Consider the following 20,206-nt stretch of genomic DNA (forward strand, 5'->3'; position numbering starts at 1 on the left):
ACGAGGCCATCCATGCCCGCCCGCGATCGCATTTTTCTGTTCGACACCACTCTCCGTGACGGCCAGCAGACCCCGGCCATCGATTTTTCGGTCGAGGACAAGATCACCATCGCGCGGCTGCTGGACGAGTTCGGCATCGACTATGTCGAGGGCGGCTATCCCGGCGCCAACCCCACCGACACCGCCTTTTTCGAGCGCAAGCGAACCAGCGACGCCGCTTTCGTCGCCTTCGGCATGACCAAACGCGCCGGCGTCTCGGCCTCAAACGACCCCGGCCTTGCCGCGCTGACGGGCGCTGCGGCGGACGCGGTCTGCTTTGTTGCCAAGGCGTGGGACTATCATGTCGATGTGGCGCTCGGCTGCACGCTCGAGGAAAATCTGGACTCGATCCGCGACTCGGTCGCGGCCGCCATCTCTGCCGGGCGCGAGGCGATGGTCGATTGCGAGCATTTCTTCGACGGCTACAAGGCCAATCCGGACTATGCGCTGGATTGCGCCCGCGCCGCACTTGAGGCTGGCGCGCGCTGGATCGTCCTGTGCGACACCAATGGCGGCACCCAGCCGGGCGAAGTGCGTGCGATCACCCGCGCTGTCATCGAGGCCGGCGTTCCCGGCGACCGGCTTGGCATCCATGCCCATGACGACACCGGTCAGGCGGTCGCCAATTCGCTGGCCGCCATCGATGCGGGCGTGCGGCAGGTGCAGGGCACGCTGAACGGCATCGGCGAACGCTGCGGCAACGCCAATCTGGTCACGCTGATCGCCACGCTGGGGCTAAAGCCGGTCTGGTCGGAGCGGTTCGAGACCGGCATTTCAGGCGAAAACCTGGCCGGGCTGACGCGCCTGTCGCGGTCCTTTGACGAGTTGCTCAACCGTGCGCCGGACGCGCAGGCGCCCTATGTCGGCGCATCGGCCTTTGCCACCAAGGCCGGCATCCACGCCTCGGCCCTGGTCAAGGACCCCAAGACCTACGAGCACGTGCCTGCCGAATGCGTCGGCAACATGCGGCGTGTCATGGTCTCCGACCAGGGCGGCAAGTCCAACTTCATCAACGAGCTCAAGCGGCGCGGCATCGCCGTCGCCAAGGACGATCCGCGCCTCGACACGCTGATTGCCATCGTCAAGGAGCGCGAGGCGGACGGCTATGCCTATGAGGGGGCAGACGCCAGCTTCGAGCTTCTGGCCCGCAGGACGCTCGGCGAAGTGCCGGACTTCTTCGAGGTGGATTCGTTCCGCTGCGTGGTCGAACGCCGCCACAATGCGCGCGGCGCGCTGATCACGCTGTCCGAAGCGGTGGTCAAGCTGACGGTCGATGGCGAGCAGCGCATGTCGGTCGCCGAAGGGCAGGGGCCCGTCAACGCGCTCGATCTGGCGCTGCGCAAGGATCTGGGCAAGTACCAGGGCGAGATCGCCGATCTCGAACTGGTCGACTACAAGGTGCGCATTCTGAACGGCGGCACCGAGGCGATCACCCGCGTCCTGATCGAATCCACCGACATGACCGGCCGGCGCTGGTGGACGGTCGGCGTGTCCGACAACATCATCGATGCCTCCTTCCAGGCGCTGATGGATTCGATCACCTTCAAGCTGATGAAGAACAGGGGCACCGCCGGCCTGATGGCGGCGGAATGAGCGCTGACCGGCAGACTGGCGCCGGTTCGGGCACCGAACCCGCCGCCGGCTTTGCCTTTGCGCTCGGCGCGTTCCTCTTTTGGGGGCTTTTGCCTTTCTACATGAAGGCGGTCGACCATATGCCGGCCTGGGAAGTGGTGGCCCATCGCGTGATCTGGTCTGTGCCGGTGGCGGGCCTTCTTCTGATCCTGATGCGCCGCACCGCCGATCTGCGCGCCGCGCTGCGCGATCCGAAAACCCTTGCGCAGGCGGCGCTGACCGCCGGGCTCATCTCGATCAATTGGGGCGTCTATGTCTGGGCCATCGCCGCCGAACGCACGGTCGAGGCCGCGCTCGGCTATTACATCAACCCGCTTGTCAATGTGCTCCTGGCGACGGTGTTTCTCGGCGAACGGCTTAACCGGCTGCAGGCGCTGGCGGTCGGCTGTGCCGTCATCGCCGTCGCCATCCTGACAATGCGCGCGGGCGGCCTGCCATGGGTGTCGCTGACGCTGGCCTTTTCGTTCGGCCTTTACGCCTTTTTCCGCAAGACATTGCCGGTGGGCGCCTCGCAGGGGTTCATGCTCGAAGTGCTGCTTCTGTCGGTGCCCGGCCTTGCCATCGTCGTCTGGATGACCGCGCAGGGCACCGGCCATTTCGGCCTCACTGGATGGAGCGACATCTGGCTGTTGCTGCTTGCCGGACCGGTCACTGCGATCCCGCTGATCCTCTACGCCAACGGTGCCAAACTGCTGCGCTTCACGACGATCGGCGTGATGCAGTATCTGACGCCGACGCTGATCTTCCTGGTCGCGATCTTCATCTTCGGCGAGCCGTTCTCGTTCTGGCAGCTTGTCGCCTTCGGCTTCATCTGGGGCGCGCTCGCGCTTTACACCCTGTCGCTCTTTCAAAGCGCGCGCGCGGCCGCCCGGATCGTCGGACGCTCGCCGCCCGCCGCCTGATCTATTCCAGACCGAAACAGTTGGCGTAATAGGTGGTCGTTGCCGGCCAGTCCGAGAAGACGCCGACCACGCCGACAGCCTTGTGCAGCACATGCAGCAGGTTGAAGACGTCGCCGTCATTGTCGGTGACCTCGGCCACCGACTGATAGTACCAGCCGCCGCCATGGCGCAGGTTCCCCGAGCGCTCGACGGTCCATGCGATGATGTCGAGACCGGCCGCCTTGGCTTCCTCTGCCCAGACGGACGGAACCATGGCGCCATCACTGTCCACGGTGACGAGAACCCATGTCGGCGGCGCCACATAGTTGACGCCCATCTGCTTGAGTTCTTCCATCGTCTGCGGCCAGGTGGCCGGGTCCATCGGGTCCCATCCTTCGATCGCATAATGGTCGATCAGATAGACCGCCTGCGCGCCGAATTCCGGCTCGTTCTCGATCCAGTAGAGCACATCCTCGAGATTGAACGACTGCGCCCAGACCTCCGAAGCCGGTATTCCGGCGGCCTTGTATTCGTCGATCAGCTTTTGCGCGTAGTCCTGCTGGCTGAACCCGTCGAACGGCATCTCGACCGATGGCGTCTTCAGTTCGGGCGTGAACTTCGCACCGAGCGACGCGAACAGTTCGATCGATTCGGCATGCGTCATCAGCGTTGCGGGATCGGCGGCGTAAAGATCCGTGCGCCAGCCGGCCGTGCCGTCCAGATAGTCCTCGACCGTGGTTGCACTGCGGTTGGCGGCGTCCATCTTGGGCGTTAGGGTGCGGAACTGGTCGAGCGTGATCTCCGACGTGCGGCATTCGGCTCTCGCCGGCTGGCCGTTCGACGCCGGGGTGAACGGTGTCACGCACGTCGCGGCCAGATCGGTGGCCAGAATGTTGGTGGTCGTGTGCAGATCGTTCTGCGCGTGGCGGCAGACCAGTTCCTTGTCCATCGTGAAGGTCACGTCGCATTCAAGAATGCCAGCACCCATGCGCGCGGCGGCCCGGTTCGATTCGACCGTGTGCTCGGGGAACATCAAAGGCGCGCCGCGATGGCCGATCGACCAGTTCGAGCGCGTGAAGGGCCCCGATTGGCAGGCAGCCAGCGCTTCCTTGAGCGCGCCATCGTCCATATTGTCGATCAGGAAGAACGGCCGCGGCCCGAGTTGTACCGGTGTGTCGGCAAATCCGTCGGCGATGGCCGCACCCGTGGCGGCGGCGGCGAGAAGGGCGAGGGCGAGTTGGCGTGGCATGGCGGGCTCCGAAGGTGATGTTCGCCCTCAAAACCACACGTCGATGACATCCGTCTGTCAATGCAACGATGGAAGTCCGGCGGCGGTCAAAGCCTGCCGATCACCGCCGGGTCGCCCTCGGCGCCATTGGCCGCGGCCAGCAGGGCGGGCACGATTTCGTCCACCGTATCGAGCACCAGCGGCCGGACCCGGTGCCCGGTGTGGATGAAGCCGCTGTCGCGCATGTGATCGAGCAGCGTGGTGAGGGGATTCCAGAAGCCGCCCATATTGGCCAGTACGATCGGCTTGGTGTGCCGGCCGAGCTGCGCCCAGGTCATGATCTCGATGACCTCCTCAAGCGTTCCGATGCCGCCGGGCAGCGTCACGAAGGCGTCCGACCGCTCGAACATGGCGTGTTTGCGCTCATGCATGTCTTCGGTGACGATCAGTTCGTCGAGCGTGCCGAGCGCGTCTTCGGTCGCCTCCTTGTGCATCAGGAACTTTGGAATGATGCCGGTGACCTTGCCGCCATTGTCCATCACGCCGCGCGAAACCGCGCCCATCAGTCCTTTGGTGCCGCCGCCATAGACGAGGCGCAGCCCAGCTGCCGCGATCGCAGCACCGAGCCGGTGGGCCGACCGGCCATAGCTTTCGTCAGTGCCCGGCGAGGAGCCGCAATAAACGCAAATCGATTGAATGTCGGTCATCGCCGATCTGTGGCGCGGGTGCGGGAAAAGGTCAAGCGGGCTGTGCCGGGCCCGCGTTTGCAGCCCCCGGCGAAACGGCCTAGATTGAACGCGTAAGATTCTGCGCACCGATTTGCGGGCGCCGGTGCGTCGTGGAGTGACATGGATGGCACACCCCTATGCGGGACTTTGGCTGTTTGGTACCCTGACCGCCGGCACGGCGATCGCCTCGACGGCGGCCGTCGTCGATTTCGACGATGTTCGGCAGGCATGGCAGTCGCGCTTCGGCGCGCCCACTGAAACCGTCGCGACCGAGCCTTTGGAGCATCCGGCGCCGCAAACTGCCGGCGATGCCGGCACCCCCACCGAAGACGATACGCAACCGGTCGCCGACGCGGCGCCAGACGAAGTCTCACCGGACGCCGAAACGGGCACCGAGGTCGCGATGGTCGACCGGACGGCCGAACCGCCGACGCTTGGCGATCAGAGCATCTTGCCCGATGTCGCGACGCAACTTGACGAGATGCGGGACAATGGCGATGCGACGCTCGCCGCCGTCGTGCCTCGTTTCGATCTCTTGCGCGCCGAGCCGGACGGATCGCTGGTCATTGCGGGCTCCGGACCGGCCGGCGCGACCATGGAGATCATCGCCGGCAGCCGCACCATCGCGACGGCGACCGCCGGCCCAACGGGTGATTTCGCTGCCGTGCTCGACGAGCCGCTGGCCCCCGGCGACTATCAGATCGTGCTGCGGGCGACCGCGCCCGACGGGCTTGTGGTGACATCGCTAGAAACCGCCGTCGTCGCCATCCCCGAAGCCGGCTCCAACGAGGTTCTTGCGCTGGTCGAGGCGCCTGGCGAGGCATCGCGGCTGATCACGACGCCGGGGCCGGAAACGCCCGTCCTCGAGACCGTGACGCCAGAGCCCGATGCAGTGGAACCCGAAACCGATACGGCTGTGGCAGGCGAGGCGGACGCCGCAACCGATGAGGCCGACGCGCCCGAGGGCGATCCACCGGTTGAACTGGCCGCCTTGCCCGACACGGACGAACCGGCCGCCGTCTCCGCGCCGGAGCCAGCGGGCACCGCGCCAGACCTGCGCATCGAGGCCGTCGAAATCGACGGGGCGGAGCTTTTCGTGGCGGGCGCGGCAACCGCCGGAACGCGCCTGCGGCTTTATGCCAACGAGATGCTGCTCGGCGACACGACGTCCAGCGACGGCGGGCGCTTCCTGATTCAGGTGCGCCGTGACCTGCCGGTCGGCGACTACATCATCCGCGCCGATGCCATCGATCCGGTGTCGGGCGACGTGCTCAAGCGCGTCTCCGTGCCGTTCACGCGTCAGGCCGGCGAACGGCTGGCGGCGATTGCCGTCGCGCCCTCGGCGCGCCTGCCTGCCTCACCGCCCACCGTGCCTTTCGACGCGTTGGCGCCTGAGAAGCCGGCGGACGAGACGGCAAGCCTCGATGCGCCATCCGGTTCGGCCGGCGACGAGGCTGCGCAACCCGCCGACCGTGCGACAGGTTCTACAGCCGTGCCGCAGGCACTCGGCGTGCTGCAGGGGCCGCCGCCAATCGACACCGCGCCGGCCGAAATATCCGGCGGACTGGTGCCCACCGGTCAGTCGGTGATCATCCGCCGCGGCGACACGCTGTGGCAGATATCGCGGCGGGTTTACGGCCAGGGCGTCAAATACACGACCATCTATCTGGCGAACGAAGAGCAGATATCCGATCCGGACCGCATCTGGCCGGGCCAGGTGTTCGCTGTGCCGGACGAGGCGCGTGCCGATGCCGAGGACGTGCACCGGCAATTGCGAAGCGCCAACTGACGTTTCGCTGCGGACGGTCCGGTTGAGCCCGCCAGAATCCGCTGGCGCATGCCCTGTTCATCGTTTATCGTCGATTGGCGATGACCAAGTGTGCTCCAGCCCCGGCCCGCGACGATCAGATCTTGGCGCGGCAGCTTGCTGCACTGGCCCATCCCGTGCGGCTGACCATCCTGCGCGCGCTTGCCTGCTCGGAAAGGAGCTGCTGCAAGGATGTGGTCGATCGTCTGCCGCTCGCCCAGTCCACCGTTTCGCAACATCTCAAGGTCCTGGCCGAGGCCGGTCTGGTCAAGGTCGACCGCCGCCGTCCCCATTCCCATTACCGTCTCGACAGGGAGGCGCTTGCGGGGCTGTGTATGCGCCTTTCCGACTTTTCCGGCGAGTGCCTGTCGCCGGCCGATACGATGTCTGCACCCGATTTGAAAGAAACGCCTTTTGTCTGACAAGACCGTCTCCGCCGACAGCGGCGCCACGCTGCGCACAATCCTCAACCTGTGGCCCTATATGTGGCCCGATGGCCGGCCCGACCTGAAGGCCCGCGTCCTGTGGGCGCTGGTTTACCTGCTGCTCGCCAAGCTGGTCCTGATGCTGGTGCCCTTCGGCTTCAAATGGGCGACGGACGCGCTCAATGGCGAACTGACGGCGGCCGACTGGATCCCGGCAGCGCTTTTGGCGCCGATCATGCTGGTCGTCGCCTACAATGTCTTCCGCATCGTCAATGTGGCGTTCAACCAGTTGCGCGACGCGCTGTTCGCCCGTGTCGGCCAGCATGCGGTGCGCCAACTGGCCTACAAGACCTTCGTGCACATGCACGCCCTGTCGCTGCGCTTTCATCTCGAGCGCCGCACCGGCGGCCTGTCGCGCATCATCGAGCGCGGCACCAAGGGCATCGAGGCGATCGTCCGCTTCACCATCCTGAACACCGCCCCGACGATCATCGAGTTCGGCCTGATCGCGATCGTTTTCGGCTTTGCCTATGGCTGGGAGTATGTCGCGGTCACCGCGGCGACGGTTGCCGCCTATTCGGTGTTCACGGTGCGCGCGTCGGACTGGCGCATCCAGATCCGGCGCGACATGAACAATTCGGACACCGACGCCAACACCAAGGCGATCGATTCCCTGCTCAATTTCGAGACGGTGAAATATTTCGGCAACGAGCGGATGGAGGCCGAACGCTACGACCGCTCCATGGCCGGCTACGAGCATTCGGCGACCAAGGTCTGGACGTCGCTCGGCTGGCTCAATTTCGGCCAGGGCGTGATCTTCGGCATCGGCCTTCTGGTGATGATGGCCATGTCGGCGCGCGCCGTCCAGGCCGGCGAGCAGACGATCGGCGACTTCGTCTTCATCAACGCCATGCTGATGCAGCTCTCCGTGCCGCTCAACTTCATCGGCTTCATCTACCGCGAGATCCGGCAGGGGCTGACCGACATCGAGCAGATGTTCGATCTGCTCGATGTCGAAGCGGAGGTGACCGACCGCCCCGATGCCCAGCCTCTCGCCATCGCCGACGGCGCCATCCGCTTCGAGGACGTTCAGTTCGCCTATGACCCCGACCGGCCGATCCTCAAGGGCATTTCGTTCGATGTGCCGGCGGGAAAGACCGTGGCCATTGTCGGCCCTTCCGGCGCCGGCAAGTCGACCATCTCGCGGCTGCTCTTCCGCTTCTACGACGTGCAGGACGGCGCGGTGACGATCGACGGTCAGGATGTGCGCGCGGTCACGCAGGAATCGCTGCGCGCGGCGATCGGCATGGTTCCCCAGGACACGGTCCTTTTCAACGACACGATCGCCTACAACATCCGCTACGGCCGCCCCGATGCGACCGACGAGGAAGTCGAAAAAGCGGCCGAAATGGCGCAGATCGGCCCGTTCATCGAGGGATTGCCGCAGGGGTTCCGGACGATGGTCGGCGAACGCGGCCTGAAATTGTCGGGCGGCGAAAAGCAGCGCGTCGCCATCGCCCGCACGATCCTCAAGGCGCCGCCGATCCTGATCCTCGACGAGGCGACTTCGGCGCTCGACACGGCCACCGAACAGGAGATCCAGTCCTCGCTCGATCTGGTCTCCAGGGGCCGGACGACGCTGGTCATCGCGCATCGCCTTTCAACGGTGATCGGCGCCGACGAGATCATCGTGCTGCGCGACGGACAGATCGCCGAAAGGGGTCGCCATGCCGACCTTTTGGGCATTCCCGATGGGCTCTATGCGCAGATGTGGGCGCGCCAGTCCGAGGCGATCGAGGCCGAGGCCCGCTTGCGCGCGGCCCGCGAGGCCGACGAGTTGGGCATCATCGAGCGCAAGGCGCCCGCCGCGCCGGCGGAGTAGGCGTCACACAATGGGCGTCACGCGCGTCTTGCGCGCGCCGTCCGCACGCCATATGTCCGTGCCACAACACCCATTCCGGATGCCGCCATGAGCCTGCTCGACACCGTGACCAAAGCCTTCGTCCCCGTGCGGCGCGAGGGCTGGCCTTTCGTCGGCGCGTTCTTCGCAGCCGCCGTCGTCCTCGGCCTGATCTGGGATCCGCTGTTCTGGATCGGCCTGGCGCTGACCGGCTGGTGCGCATATTTTTTTCGAGATCCGCAACGCGTCACGCCGCTTGACGACGACATCGTCGTCAGCCCCGCCGACGGCGTCGTCTCGGCGATCGGACCGGCCGTGCCGCCTGCCGAACTCGGTCTGGGCGATGCGGAGCGCACGCGCATCTCGGTCTTCATGAACGTCTTTTCGGTGCATGTGAACCGGGCACCCGTGCGCGGCCGGGTCACGACGCTTGCCTATAAGCCCGGCAAGTTCCTGAACGCCGATCTCGACAAGGCCAGCCGCGAGAACGAGCGCAACGGCTTTGTCTTCGACAGCCCGCACGGCGCCGTCGCCGCCGTCCAGGTGGCCGGGCTGGTGGCGCGGCGGATCATCTCCTTCTGCGAGGAGGGCGAGGAACTGGGCGCCGGCGAACGGATCGGCCTGATCCGCTTTGGCTCGCGCGTCGATGTCTATCTGCCGCCGGAGGCGACGCCGCAGGTGTTCGCCGGACAGATGGCTGTGGCGGGCGAGACTGTCATCGCCGCCTACGGACGGCCGCGCCCCGCGCCCGTTACGCGGGTCTCCTGACATGTCGATGGACGATGCCTTTCCGCCGTTCGAGCCCGACGGCCCCAAGAACGAGCGCGACAATGGCGATGAGGCGACACGGCGGCGCCTGCGGGAAGTGCCGCTGCGCTTCGTTCTGCCCAACATCATCACGGTCCTGGCGATCTGCGCCGGTCTGTCCGCGGTGCGCATGGCGTTCGAGCAGCGCTTTGACGCTGCCATCGGGCTGATCCTTCTGGCCGCGGTTCTGGACGGTCTGGACGGGCGCATGGCGCGGCTCGTCAAGGGGACCTCCAGGTTCGGCGCCGAAATGGATTCGCTGGCCGATGCGGTCAATTTCGGCGTCGTCCCGGCACTTGTTCTCTACATCTTCGTGCTCGACGAGGCCGCCCAGTTCGGTTGGATCGCGGCGCTCCTGTACGTCATCGCCTGTACGCTGCGCCTGGCGCGGTTCAACGTGATGGCCGGCGACGTGAACCGGCCCAAATGGCAGCAGGGCTATTTCGTCGGCGTTCCGGCGCCCGGCGCTGCGCTGGTCGTGCTGCTGCCGGTCTATCTGGGCTTTCTGGGGTTCTCGCCCGACTGGTTCACCGCCTCGATGGTCTCGCTCTACACCATCGTCATCGCCTTTCTGATGGTCTCGAACCTGCCCGTCTGGTCGGGCAAGACGCTGGGCGCGCGCATTCCGCGCACCGCCGTCATGCCGCTCATCCTGACGATTGTGCTCTATGTGGCGGCGCTTGCCAATTTCACCTGGCTCACGCTGACTTTTTCCGCGCTCGCCTATTTGGCCTTTTTGCCGTTTTCGCTGCGTCTTTGGCGGCGTCAGGCGCATCGTCATTCGACTTCCGGTTCCGGCCCGAGCCAACCCGGCTGATCCGCCTGAGCAGCGCCATCACCCGCTCCTGCGTCGTCACATAGTCTGTCTTGCCCGAGCCGAGCACCGGTATGTCGTCCATCGGCACGATGTCGGACGGCACCATCAGCTTGGTCATGCCCTCGGCTTGCGTTTTTTCGGCGATGCGCTGCCGGTCGGCGTCGCGCGTGGTCGTCGCCAGCACGATCTTTTCGCCCTTGCGCCGGTCCGCGACCGACAGTGCGGCGTGCCGGTCGGCCGGCCACAGCGACTGCACCAGGATCTCCACGGCACCCAGCGACACCATCTCGCCGCCGATCTTGGCAAAGCGCTTGGCCCGCCCGCGCACCTCGATGAAGCCTTCATGGTCGATATGGACGATGTCGCCCGTGTCGTACCAGCCATCTTCGAGCGGTTGCAGTTCGCCGGGCCGGTCTGCTTTCAGATAGCCCAGCATCACATTCGGGCCCTGCACCCACATGCGGAAGCCGCCCTCGATGCCCTCGACCGGTTCGAGCCGGATCGCGATGCCGGGCAGGGCGCGTCCGACGGTCCCCAGCCGGCTGTGTGTCGCCGAGTTGACCGCGACGACGGGCGAGGCTTCGGTCATGCCGTAGCCTTCCAGAATATGGCAATCGAACCGGCTTCTGTAGACCTCCTCGGTCTCATGCTTGACCGCCTCGGCCCCGGCGACGACGAAGCGCAGTGAGGCGAAGTCGGTGTCCTTAGCGGTGCGCGCATAACCGGCCAGGAAGGTGTCCGTGCCGAACATGATGGTCGGCTGCACGCGAGCCGCCACCTGCGGGATCAGCTTGTAGTGCAGCGGGGAAGGGTAAAGGAACAGCCGCACGCCGTAGAGCAGCGGCAGCACCATGCCGCCGGTCAGGCCGAACGAGTGGAACAGCGGCAGCACGTTGAACAGGCTGTCCTCGACCGAGATGGAAACGCGCGCTTCCGATTGCGCCGCATTGACCACCAGGTTGCGGTGCGACAGGACCACGCCCTTGGGCGAGCCCTCGGTACCCGAGGTGAACAGCACCACCGCCGGTTCGCCGGCCCTGGTCTCCGCGATCGGTCGGGACCACAGCGCTGCGGCCGACAGTTTTTCGGGCAGCGTGACCGTTTCGCGCATTTCTTCCAGCCAGATGATCTTGGTGCCGTTTTCCTCGATCGCGACGACCAGCGGTTGCAGGTCCGCCTTTTCGATGAAGGCGCGTGACGACAGGACCGTGCGGATCTTCGCGGTGTTGATCGCCGAGACCACATTGGCCGGTCCGGCGGTGTAGTTCAGCATCGCCGCCACCCGGCCGGCCGACTGCAGCGCGAAGAAGGTGACCACCGCGCCATTTGCGTTGGGCAGCAGCACGCCCATCGCCTCGCCCGGCGCCGACATGGCGGCGAACCGCTTTGCGAGCACGCGCGCGCCGATCAGGACCCGCTTGTAAGCGAGCGCGCCGGTGACCGCGTCCTCGACGATCACCCGGCTTGGCCCGTAGGTGCGTGCCGCCAGAACCAGCGCGCCGAACAGGGTCTGCGCAGGGTCGGTCGATGTGAAGCGCAGTTCGGCCATGCGGTCGAACAGAGCGTTGGCCGGCGTCGTCATGTCCCTTCCGCGCATGGCGACGATCTCGCCAATCGTCGCGGGCGCGAGCGTATGCATGGTCAGGCGCGGGAACCATTGGCGCGGCGCTTTTTCGGCCGGCGTCAAAGAGGACCGCAGGAAGCGGGCATTGCGGACGGTCAGCGGCACGATTTTCGCGCCTGTCTTTCGCGCCAGAAGCGCCACGGCCCGGTAGAGGCGAAACGCGTCGGCATCTGGCTCGACCGCATCGGGAAAATAGACCGCCAGCCGGCCCTTGCCCTTGAGGTGCCTGACGAGGCGCCGGTTGGCGATCATCCGCTCCTTGTCGAAGATCACCGACTTGGCCAGCGGCCGGCACGCCTCCACCGCCCAATGGCCGGCCGAGGCGGGATCGAGAATGTGCAGCGTATCGTCGGGCAGCGCGGCCAGAAACAGCGCCGCATCGAGCCTGGCCTGCTCGGAAATCGCGTAGATCACCGGCCCTTCGGCCGCGCCCGCCGCGCGGACGGCCCGTGCGTCGAGCCGATGAGACAGCGCGGGCAGGGCAAGCGCCAGCGCCTGCCGCATGCTCACGCCGGTACGGCTTTTTTCTCGCATCGCGAGCCCGCCGAGCAGCGCCGCAAGCACGGCAATCGCGACCAGCGCCCACACCATGTCGGCTCCTCCCGTGATGACCGGCGGCATCAGGCAATCACGTTAGCGCAATGGGAGTTGACGTCAATCGCGCCTGACCGTGGTCTCGGCGAAGCTGGTTCAAAGCGGCGTGGGCAGCGCCGCATCGGTCCACGTGTCGGTCGGCACGTCGAAGATCTTGCCCGTATGGGTCAGATCCTTGGCCGCCATCGGCACGATCTTCGCCGCCGTCTGCGCCGGCGTCGGCAGGCTTTCGGGCTTTTCGCCGGGCACGGCCTGAGCCCGCATCGCGGTCCGCGTCGGGCCGGGATTGACCAGATTGATGCGCATCGGCCCCTTGGCGTTCTCAGCCGCCCAGACCCGCGTCAGCATGTCGATGGCAGCCTTCGATGTCGCATAGCCACCCCAATAGGGTTTGACCTTGTGGGCGACCGACGACGACACGACGATCGCGCGGCCGGCCTCGGACAGCCGCAGCAGCGGATCGACCGAGCGGATCATGCGCCAGGTGGCGGTGACGTTGACCGTCATGACCGCTTCGAAATCCTTGGCCTTCATCTGCCCGACGGGCGTCAGCGCGCCCAGGATGCCGGCATTGGCAACCAGAATGTCGAGCTTGCCCCAGCGCTCGGCAATCACCCCGCCCAACCGGTCGATCGCCTCCAGATCCTTGAGATCGAGCGGCACCAGCGTTGCTTCGCCCCCGGCCGCCTTGATCTTGTCGTCCAGTTCCTCGAGCCCGCCGACCGTCCGCGCGACGGCGATCACATGGGCGCCAGCCGCCGCCATCTGCAGAGCGATCTCGTAGCCGATGCCGCGCGAGGCACCCGTTACAAGAGCGAGCTTGCCGGTAAGGTCTGGCGTTGACGTCATGGAGCGTTTTCCGGATCGGGTCAGGCGTTGGGGTTGGCCAGAAGCGACAGTTTGCGCACATTGTCCGGCCCCTCATGGTCGAGCAGCCGTGTCGGATAGGCGCCGGTGAAGCAGGCATCGCAAAAGCGCGGCGCGTCATGATCCCGTCCGGCCTCGCCGACGGCGCGGTAAAGCCCGTCAATGGTCAGGAATTCGAGCGAATCGACGCGGATGAACTGCGCCATTTCGGCGACCGACATGCGCGAGGCGAGCAGTTTCGACGTCTCGGGCGTGTCGACGCCATAATAGCACGACGACATGGTCGGCGGCGACGCAATGCGCATATGCACCTCGCGCGCGCCGGCATCGCGAACCATCTGCACGATCTTCTGGCTGGTCGTGCCGCGCACGATCGAATCGTCGACGAGGACCACCGAGCGCCCTTCGAGCACGGACGGGTTGGCATTGTGCTTGAGCTTGACGCCCATGTGGCGGATCGAGTCCGTCGGCTGGATGAAGGTGCGGCCGACATAATGGTTGCGGATGATACCGAGTTCGAACGGCAGTCCGGCGCCCTGCGCGAAACCGACCGCGGCGGGCACGCCGCTGTCGGGAACCGGCACGACGATATCGGCGCCTACCGGTGCCTCTCGCGCCAGCTCCATGCCGATTCGCTTGCGGACTTCATAGACGTTGCGGCCCTCGACGCGGCTGTCGGGGCGCGAGAAATAGACATATTCGAAGATGCAGAAGCGCGGTTTCTGCTCGCCCCACGGGAAATGGCTCTCAATGCCTTTTTCGGTGATGACGATGACTTCACCTGGCTCGACGTCGCGCACATGACGCGCGCCCATGATGTCCAGCGCGCAGGTCTCCGAGGCGAGGATCCACGACCCGTCGAGATCGCCCAGAACGAGCGGCCTTATGCCGAGCGTATCGCGGCAGCCGATCATCTTCTTGGACGACAGGGCGACCAGAGAAAACGCGCCTTCGAGCTGGCCGACCGCATCGCAGAAGCGGGCGAGCAGATCCTTTTCCTCGCTGGTGGCGACCAGATGCAGAATGGTTTCGGTATCCGAGGTCGACGAGAAGATCGCGCCTTTTCGTTGAAGGTTGCGCTGCACGGTCAGCGCATTGGTGATGTTGCCATTGTGGGCGATGGCCAACCCGCCGCCGTCCAGTTCGGCGAACAAAGGCTGGACATTGCGCAGCCCCGCGCCGCCCGTCGTCGCATAGCGCGTGTGGCCGATGGAACGGTCGCCGGGCAGACGCGCCAGCACCGACGGCTTGGTGAAATTGTCGCCGATCAGGCCGACATGGCGCTCGACGTGGAACTGCGTGCCGTCGAACGACACGATGCCCGCCGCTTCCTGGCCGCGATGCTGGAGCGCATGCAGGCCGAGCGTCGTGAACGAGGCCGCATCCGCGCGCCCGAAAATCCCGAACACGCCGCATTCGTCGTGGAAATGATCGTCCGCTTCGTCGGCCTCGGCGACGCTGTCGGCGCGATTGGTCATGTGTCGGTGGTTTCGGCGGTTTCGCCGCCGGGCACGACCGCTCCCAGATCGTCCGGCAGCAGGTCGACAAGCGATTGGGCCACCTGGTCGAGGAACGGCTTGGATTTGGCGTTGTCGATCCAGGCAATCTCCTGGTCGCCGACAAAGAAGTTGATGAACCAGATGGCGACGGCGGCGACGATCACGCCCCGTGCGGCGCCGAACACGAAGCCGAGCGACCGGTCGAGCGGGCCGATCCGGCTGTCGATGATCATGTCGGCGATGCGCATGGTGATCAGCGTGACCACGATCAGCGCGATCAGGAAGATCAGACCGGCGGCGACGAGCTGGGCAATCAGTTCGTTGTCGACATAATTCTGCACATAGGGTGTCAGCGTCCGGTAGAACAGGAAGGCGGCCACCGCGGCGGCAACCCATGAGCCGATCGACAGCACTTCGCGGGAAAAGCCGCGCACCATGGCGAGCACGGCCGAAATCAGCACCAGGCCGAGGAACAGTCCGTCAAGAAGCGTGATGGGCATGGTCTGGTGTCTCTTTGCGGGCTGTCGTGTGTGTTTTGTGTGAGCGCAGAGCAGCGGCCTTCAATGTCTTGCCGTGTTCGGCGTGTGTGCTCAAGCCTGCCGGTCCTGGTCGGCTTCGCGCGAAAGCTGTTTTCCACCGGCGATGCGCGCGACAAGGTCCATCAGCGTTTCCATTTCATGCAAACCATCGCGTGCCGTTTCCGCCTCGCCGCCGGCCAGCGGCAGCACCGCTTCGCCAAAGCCCAGCTTCTCGGCTTCCTTGAGCCGGTTTGCGGCATGCGGCACCGGCCGGACGGCACCCGACAGGCTGATTTCGCCGAAATAGACGCTTGTCGCTGACAGGGCAAGCCCGGCCAGCGACGAGACGAGCGCCGCGGCAACGGCAAGGTCCGCCGCCGGCTCCGAAATCCGATAGCCGCCGGCAACATTCAGATAGACATCGTGCTGGCCAAGCCGCACCCCGCAATGGGCCTCCAGCACGGCGATCACCATGGCAAGGCGGGCCGAATCCCAGCCCACCACGGCGCGGCGCGGCGTGCCCAAAGATGTCGGCGCGCACAGCGCCTGGATTTCCACCAGGACCGGCCGCGTGCCCTCCATGGCCGCGAACACCGCCGCGCCCGGCGCCTTGCCCGACCGCTCGCCCAAGAACAGTTCGGACGGGTTGGGCACCTGGCGCAGGCCGCTCTGGCCCATCTCGAAGACGCCGATCTCGTCGGTCGGCCCGAACCGGTTCTTGATCGCGCGCAGGATGCGATACTGGTGTGCGCCATCGCCCTCGAAATGCAGAACGGCATCGACCATGTGTTCGACGACGCGCGGGCCGGCGATCTGGCCGTCCTTGGTGACATGGCCGACGAGCACCACCGCCGCGCCGGTCGATTTGGCATATCGGATCATCGCCTGTGCCGACGCGCGCACCTGCGTCACCGTACCCGGCGCGCTTTCGACGCTGTCGGTCCACAGCGTCTGCACCGAGTCGAGGATAACGAGATCGGGCCGCTTCTCCGAAGCATCGAGCGTCGCGAGGATATCCTCGACATTGGTTTCGGCGGCCAGCTGAACGTCGCTGTCGGCCGCGCCGAGCCGCTGGGCGCGCAGGCGCACCTGCGCCACCGCCTCCTCGCCCGACACATAGATCACCGAATGGCCGGCGCGGGCGAGGGCGGCTGCGGCCTGCATCAGAAGCGTCGACTTGCCGATCCCCGGATCGCCGCCAAGCAAAAGCGCCGAGCCGCGCACGATGCCGCCGCCGGTCACCCGATCCAGCTCGCCGACGCGCGAAATGATGCGCGGCGCGTCCTCGCTTTCTCCGGAGAGCGGCACCAGCGCAACGGGGCGCCCCTTGCGCAGCTTGCGGTTAGGCCCGCCGCCGATCCCCGCGGTGGGGTTTTCCTCGACGATCGTGTTCCATTCGCCGCACGCATCGCACTTGCCCGACCAGCGGGCGTGAACGGTGCCGCAATTCTGGCAGATGAATTGTGTGCGGGGCTTGGCCAAGGTCAGTCTTCTTCCTTGTGCCGATAGTGCCGGGCATAGCGTGGACCGAGGCCGGTCAAGACCTCATAGCCGATCGTGCCGCAGGCGCGCGCCACATCGTCGAGCGGAATGTTCGGCCCGATCAGTTCAATCCAGCCTTCGGCAAGGGCGTCGTCGGGCACGCCGGTGACGTCGAAACAGGTCAGGTCCATGGTGACGCGTCCGAGCACCGGTGCGCGATGGCCGCCGACGAAGCCGCAAAGGCCCTCGGGCACCGCGTCGCGCAGGGGCACGCCGCTGCCCGATCCGGCACGCGGATAGCCGTCGGCATAGCCGACCGAGGTGATGGCGATACGGCTGTCGCGCGCAAGACGGTGCGTCGCGCCATAGGAGACGGTCTCTCCCGCCGCCGCCGACCGGACCTGCATGATGCGCGCCTCGAGCGTGACCACCGGCCGCATCGGATTGGCGATGCCGTCGACGGCCTCCCCACCGTAGAGCGCGATACCCGGACGGGTGACAGCAAGGCCGTGCGCGCCGCCAGTGAGCACGCCTGCCGAGTTGGAGAGGCTGGATTCGATGTCTCCAAAAGACGCCATAACCGCCTGAAACGACTCTATTTGGTGCTGGTTCATCGGATGGTCCGACATATCGGCGCAGGCAAAATGGCTCATGACGTGGACGATATCGAGCCTTGAGCGCAGCACGTCGTCGCCGGCCAGCGCCAAGGCTTCGTCGACCGTCAGGCCCAGCCGGTTCATGCCGGTGTCGATCTGCAGCGCGCATGGCGGACGGTCACCTCCGGCGGCCCAACTCTCAACCTGTTGCAAGCTGGCAAGCACAGGGATGAGCCCGTCTGCGATCATCGCATCGGTGGCGCCGGGCTGAATGCCATTGAGCAGGAAAATGCGGGCCTCCGGCGCAAGCGGCCGGATCGACACCCCTTCGTCCGGCATCGCCGCGAAGAATGTGTCGCATCCCGCGGCGGCGAGCGCCGGAACGACATGTTCGGCACCGAGCCCATAGGCGTCGGCCTTGACGACAGCCGCCGCCCGTCCGGGCCGCGACCGCCGGTCGAGATCGCGCCAGTTGGCGACGATCGCACCAAGATCGATCGTCAGCCGTCCGCCGCGCAGGTCGCCATTGTCCGTCCGCCCCGTCATGCAGGCGCTGATAGACCGTTGACGCACCGGCGCAAAGCGAAACGTCAAGCGCCGGTTGGATAGAAGAACTCTTCGCGCACGATCTTGCCGTCGGCGACATGGTAGACCGCCAGTTCCTTCATCTGGCTGCGCTGGCCGCTGTTCTTGTCGGTCGTGTCCATCTCGAAGATCACGCCAAACCGGTCCTCGCCATGCGGAAACGGGCCGTCCACATGGGCCGAATGCACCTCGAAATTGGCATCCCACCAGGCGTGCTTGCCCCTTATGCCGTCCAGCCCCTCGGTTACCGCCGAGCCGCCTTCGGGGTTGGCCGCCGCCTCGACCGATACGGCGTCGTTCGCATAGAGATTGTCGAGACACCATGCGGCGTCTCCTTTTTGGCAGTGTTCGACAAGCTGTTCGCCGATCTTCTGTGCCGGATTGGTCATGATGCGCTCCCGTATGTTCTCTTTATGTTCCATTGTAGCGCGGCAGGGCGGCGCAGGCAAGACAGGCGGATCGGTTCGCGTGATCTTGAGGAAAGGGCCTGGATGGGCGCGGCGGCGAGCCGCCTATTCGAACCGTTCCGGCAGGTGGCCGCTGTCGGCAAGGTCGAAGAAGCGGGTGAACTCGCCCTGGAAGCCGAGCGCCGCCGTTCCGGTCGGCCCGTGCCGCTGCTTGGCGATGATCACGTCGGCCGTGCCTTCCACCTTGCGCATCTTCTCCTCCCAGGCGAGATATTCCTCGGTCCTGATGTCGGCGGCGATCTCTTCGGGCGAGCGGCGCGGCTCCTGGTTCTTGACGTAATATTCCTCGCGATAGACGAACAGCACGACATCGGCGTCCTGCTCGATCGAGCCCGATTCGCGCAGGTCCGACAGCTGCGGGCGCTTGTCGTCGCGGCTTTCCACCTGGCGCGAGAGCTGCGACAGGGCAATGATCGGCACGTTCAGCTCTTTGGCCAGCGCTTTCAGGCCCGTTGTGATCTCGGTGATTTCCTGCACGCGGTTCTGGCTCGCCTTGGCCGAGGAGCCGGTCATCAGCTGCACATAGTCGATGATCATCACGTCGAGCCCGCGCTGGCGCTTGAGCCGCCGCGCGCGGGCGGCAAGCTGGGCGATCGAGATGCCGCCCGTCTGGTCGATATAGAGCGGAAGGCGCTGCATCATGTTGGCGCAGCCGACCAGCTTTTCGAAATCGGCCTCGTTGATATCGCCGCGCCGGATTTTGGACGAGGAGATTTCCGTCTGCTCGGAGATGATGCGCGTGGCAAGCTGCTCCGAACTCATCTCGAGTGAGTAGAAACCGACCACGCCGCCATCGACGGCCTTGACCGAGCCGTCCGCCTGCTGCTCGCCGCGAAAGGCGTGCGCGATGTTGAAGGCGATGTTGGTGGCAAGCGACGTCTTGCCCATCCCGGGCCGCCCGGCAAGGATGATCAGGTCCGACGATTGCAGTCCGCCCATGCGCGTATCGAGCGAATGCAGCCCGGTCGCGATGCCCGACAGATGTCCCTCGCGCTGGAAGGCGGCGTTGGCCATGTCGATGGCGGTGCGCACCGCCTCGTTGAACGGTTCGAACCCGCCATCGTACCGGCCGGTCTCCGCCAGTTCGAACAGCCGCCGTTCGGCATCCTCGATCTGGTCCGACGGCGCCATCTCGACCGGCGCGTCATAGGCGATGTTGACCATGTCCTCGCCAATGCCGATCAGCGCCCGGCGGATGGCGAGATCGTAGATCGCCCGGCCATAATCCTCGGCATTGATGATGGTGACGGCCTCGGCTGCCAGCCGCGCCAGATACTGCGCGACGGTCATCTCGCCGATCTTTTCGTCCGCCGGCAGGAAGGTCTTGATGGTGACCGGGTTGGAGGTCTTGCCCAGGCGGATCTGCTCGCCGGCGACCGCGAAGATCCGACGGTGCAGAGGCTCGAGGAAATGCTCCGCCTTCAGGAAATCGGAGACGCGGTAGAACGCGTCATTGTTGATCAGGATCGCGCCGAGCAGCGCCTGTTCGGCCTCGATGTTGCCCGGTGCCTCCCGGTAAAGCGCGCCATCGTCCTGCGCGCCCGTGTCGGAGGTCATCTGGAGAGCAGCATCGGCCATCGGTTCGTCTTTCGTTTCAGGTCATCACCTGGGAAGGGCGATCTATAGCGCGTGGCGCGCCGCGGCCAAGCGTCCTTTCGGCAAACCGCCCGTGATTCACACCAACTCACAGGACGCTGACTTTTTCGCCCG

General features: G+C 65.8%; 17 protein-coding genes. 7 read left to right on the forward strand and 10 right to left on the reverse strand.

Features of this window, described 5'->3' with window-relative positions:
* The first annotated feature begins 12 nt into the window (after positions 1-12).
* Both cimA and rarD read left to right on the forward strand, forming a co-directional pair.
* Positions 13-1,632, forward strand: a complete 1,620-nt coding sequence (gene cimA, locus DEM25_RS11160; RefSeq protein ID WP_109765855.1) for a citramalate synthase — start codon at positions 13-15, stop codon at positions 1,630-1,632.
* Positions 1,629-2,573: an EamA family transporter RarD gene (gene rarD / locus DEM25_RS11165; protein ID WP_109765856.1), complete on the forward strand. Its 945-nt coding sequence runs from the start codon at positions 1,629-1,631 to the stop codon at positions 2,571-2,573. The genes cimA and rarD overlap by 4 nt, the downstream gene beginning before the upstream one ends.
* A 1-nt stretch (position 2,574) precedes the next feature.
* Here rarD and DEM25_RS11170 read toward each other — a convergent pair whose 3' ends face one another.
* On the reverse strand, positions 2,575-3,801 hold the full coding sequence (locus tag DEM25_RS11170; protein WP_109765857.1) for a glycerophosphodiester phosphodiesterase family protein: 1,227 nt from the start codon (positions 3,799-3,801) through the stop codon (positions 2,575-2,577).
* An 86-nt stretch (positions 3,802-3,887) separates the two neighbouring features.
* Positions 3,888-4,487, reverse strand: a complete 600-nt coding sequence (locus DEM25_RS11175; protein WP_109765858.1) for an LOG family protein — start codon at positions 4,485-4,487, stop codon at positions 3,888-3,890.
* Positions 4,488-4,632: 145 nt separating this feature from the next.
* Here DEM25_RS11175 and DEM25_RS17950 point away from each other — a divergent pair, with 145 nt between their 5' ends.
* The 5 genes from DEM25_RS17950 to pssA all read left to right on the forward strand — a co-directional run bounded on the left by DEM25_RS17950 (position 4,633) and on the right by pssA (position 10,264).
* Positions 4,633-6,297 (forward strand): LysM peptidoglycan-binding domain-containing protein, encoded by a 1,665-nt coding sequence (locus DEM25_RS17950; RefSeq protein ID WP_245412879.1) that lies wholly within the window; start codon positions 4,633-4,635, stop codon positions 6,295-6,297.
* Positions 6,298-6,377: 80 nt separating this feature from the next.
* Complete coding sequence (locus DEM25_RS11185) at positions 6,378-6,737, forward strand: ArsR/SmtB family transcription factor (RefSeq protein WP_109766134.1); 360 nt, start codon at positions 6,378-6,380, stop codon at positions 6,735-6,737.
* On the forward strand, positions 6,730-8,622 hold the full coding sequence (locus DEM25_RS11190) for an ABCB family ABC transporter ATP-binding protein/permease (protein ID WP_109765859.1): 1,893 nt from the start codon (positions 6,730-6,732) through the stop codon (positions 8,620-8,622). The genes DEM25_RS11185 and DEM25_RS11190 overlap by 8 nt, the downstream gene beginning before the upstream one ends.
* A gap of 72 nt (positions 8,623-8,694) precedes the next feature.
* On the forward strand, positions 8,695-9,408 hold the full coding sequence (locus DEM25_RS11195; protein WP_281004544.1) for a phosphatidylserine decarboxylase: 714 nt from the start codon (positions 8,695-8,697) through the stop codon (positions 9,406-9,408).
* Positions 9,409-9,415: 7 nt separating this feature from the next.
* A complete protein-coding gene (gene pssA / locus DEM25_RS11200; RefSeq protein WP_109766135.1) occupies positions 9,416-10,264 on the forward strand; it encodes a CDP-diacylglycerol--serine O-phosphatidyltransferase in 849 nt (282 codons plus the stop codon).
* On the opposite strand, the gene DEM25_RS11205 is transcribed toward pssA, so the two are convergent.
* The 8 genes from DEM25_RS11205 to DEM25_RS11240 form a co-directional block, all read right to left on the reverse strand.
* Entirely contained in the window at positions 10,146-12,509 is a 2,364-nt protein-coding gene (locus tag DEM25_RS11205; protein ID WP_439650680.1) for an AMP-binding protein, read from the reverse strand. The genes pssA and DEM25_RS11205 overlap by 119 nt on opposite strands.
* Before the next feature lie 69 nt (positions 12,510-12,578).
* Complete coding sequence (locus DEM25_RS11210; protein ID WP_109765861.1) at positions 12,579-13,331, reverse strand: SDR family NAD(P)-dependent oxidoreductase; 753 nt, start codon at positions 13,329-13,331, stop codon at positions 12,579-12,581.
* A 20-nt stretch (positions 13,332-13,351) separates the two neighbouring features.
* On the reverse strand, positions 13,352-14,827 hold the full coding sequence (purF, locus tag DEM25_RS11215; protein WP_109765862.1) for an amidophosphoribosyltransferase: 1,476 nt from the start codon (positions 14,825-14,827) through the stop codon (positions 13,352-13,354).
* On the reverse strand, positions 14,824-15,348 hold the full coding sequence (locus tag DEM25_RS11220; RefSeq protein ID WP_109765863.1) for a CvpA family protein: 525 nt from the start codon (positions 15,346-15,348) through the stop codon (positions 14,824-14,826). Before DEM25_RS11220 ends, purF begins: the two co-directional genes overlap by 4 nt.
* A 90-nt stretch (positions 15,349-15,438) precedes the next feature.
* Entirely contained in the window at positions 15,439-16,848 is a 1,410-nt protein-coding gene (gene radA, locus DEM25_RS11225; RefSeq protein ID WP_109765864.1) for a DNA repair protein RadA, read from the reverse strand.
* A 2-nt stretch (positions 16,849-16,850) separates the two neighbouring features.
* Positions 16,851-17,990: an alanine racemase gene (alr, locus tag DEM25_RS11230; protein ID WP_109765865.1), complete on the reverse strand. Its 1,140-nt coding sequence runs from the start codon at positions 17,988-17,990 to the stop codon at positions 16,851-16,853.
* Positions 17,991-18,034: 44 nt separating this feature from the next.
* Entirely contained in the window at positions 18,035-18,418 is a 384-nt protein-coding gene (locus DEM25_RS11235) for a nuclear transport factor 2 family protein (RefSeq protein ID WP_109765866.1), read from the reverse strand.
* 123 nt (positions 18,419-18,541) lie between these two features.
* Positions 18,542-20,053 (reverse strand): replicative DNA helicase, encoded by a 1,512-nt coding sequence (locus DEM25_RS11240; RefSeq protein WP_375567753.1) that lies wholly within the window; start codon positions 20,051-20,053, stop codon positions 18,542-18,544.
* Between the last annotated feature and the right edge of the window lie 153 nt (positions 20,054-20,206).

It is taken from the genome of Oceaniradius stylonematis, assembly GCF_003149475.2.
GTDB classification, from domain to species: domain Bacteria; phylum Pseudomonadota; class Alphaproteobacteria; order Rhizobiales; family Rhizobiaceae; genus Roseitalea; species Roseitalea stylonematis.

Bases quoted from the DNA above. Each gene is read 5' to 3' on its own strand.
- DEM25_RS11220 (WP_109765863.1), bottom strand. From the start codon at position 15,348: ATGCCCATCACGCTTCTTGACGGACTGTTCCTCGGCCTGGTGCTGATT.
- alr (WP_109765865.1), bottom strand. From the start codon at position 17,990: ATGACGGGGCGGACGGACAATGGCGACCTGCGCGGCGGACGGCTGACG.
- rarD (WP_109765856.1), top strand. From the start codon at position 1,629: ATGAGCGCTGACCGGCAGACTGGCGCCGGTTCGGGCACCGAACCCGCC.
- cimA (WP_109765855.1), top strand. From the start codon at position 13: ATGCCCGCCCGCGATCGCATTTTTCTGTTCGACACCACTCTCCGTGAC.
- DEM25_RS11235 (WP_109765866.1), bottom strand. From the start codon at position 18,418: ATGACCAATCCGGCACAGAAGATCGGCGAACAGCTTGTCGAACACTGC.
- purF (WP_109765862.1), bottom strand. From the start codon at position 14,827: ATGACCAATCGCGCCGACAGCGTCGCCGAGGCCGACGAAGCGGACGAT.
- DEM25_RS11175 (WP_109765858.1), bottom strand. From the start codon at position 4,487: ATGACCGACATTCAATCGATTTGCGTTTATTGCGGCTCCTCGCCGGGC.
- pssA (WP_109766135.1), top strand. From the start codon at position 9,416: ATGGACGATGCCTTTCCGCCGTTCGAGCCCGACGGCCCCAAGAACGAG.
- DEM25_RS17950 (WP_245412879.1), top strand. From the start codon at position 4,633: ATGGCACACCCCTATGCGGGACTTTGGCTGTTTGGTACCCTGACCGCC.
- DEM25_RS11240 (WP_375567753.1), bottom strand. From the start codon at position 20,053: ATGACCTCCGACACGGGCGCGCAGGACGATGGCGCGCTTTACCGGGAG.
- DEM25_RS11170 (WP_109765857.1), bottom strand. From the start codon at position 3,801: ATGCCACGCCAACTCGCCCTCGCCCTTCTCGCCGCCGCCGCCACGGGT.
- DEM25_RS11185 (WP_109766134.1), top strand. From the start codon at position 6,378: ATGACCAAGTGTGCTCCAGCCCCGGCCCGCGACGATCAGATCTTGGCG.
- DEM25_RS11210 (WP_109765861.1), bottom strand. From the start codon at position 13,331: ATGACGTCAACGCCAGACCTTACCGGCAAGCTCGCTCTTGTAACGGGT.
- DEM25_RS11205 (WP_439650680.1), bottom strand. From the start codon at position 12,509: ATGCCGCCGGTCATCACGGGAGGAGCCGACATGGTGTGGGCGCTGGTC.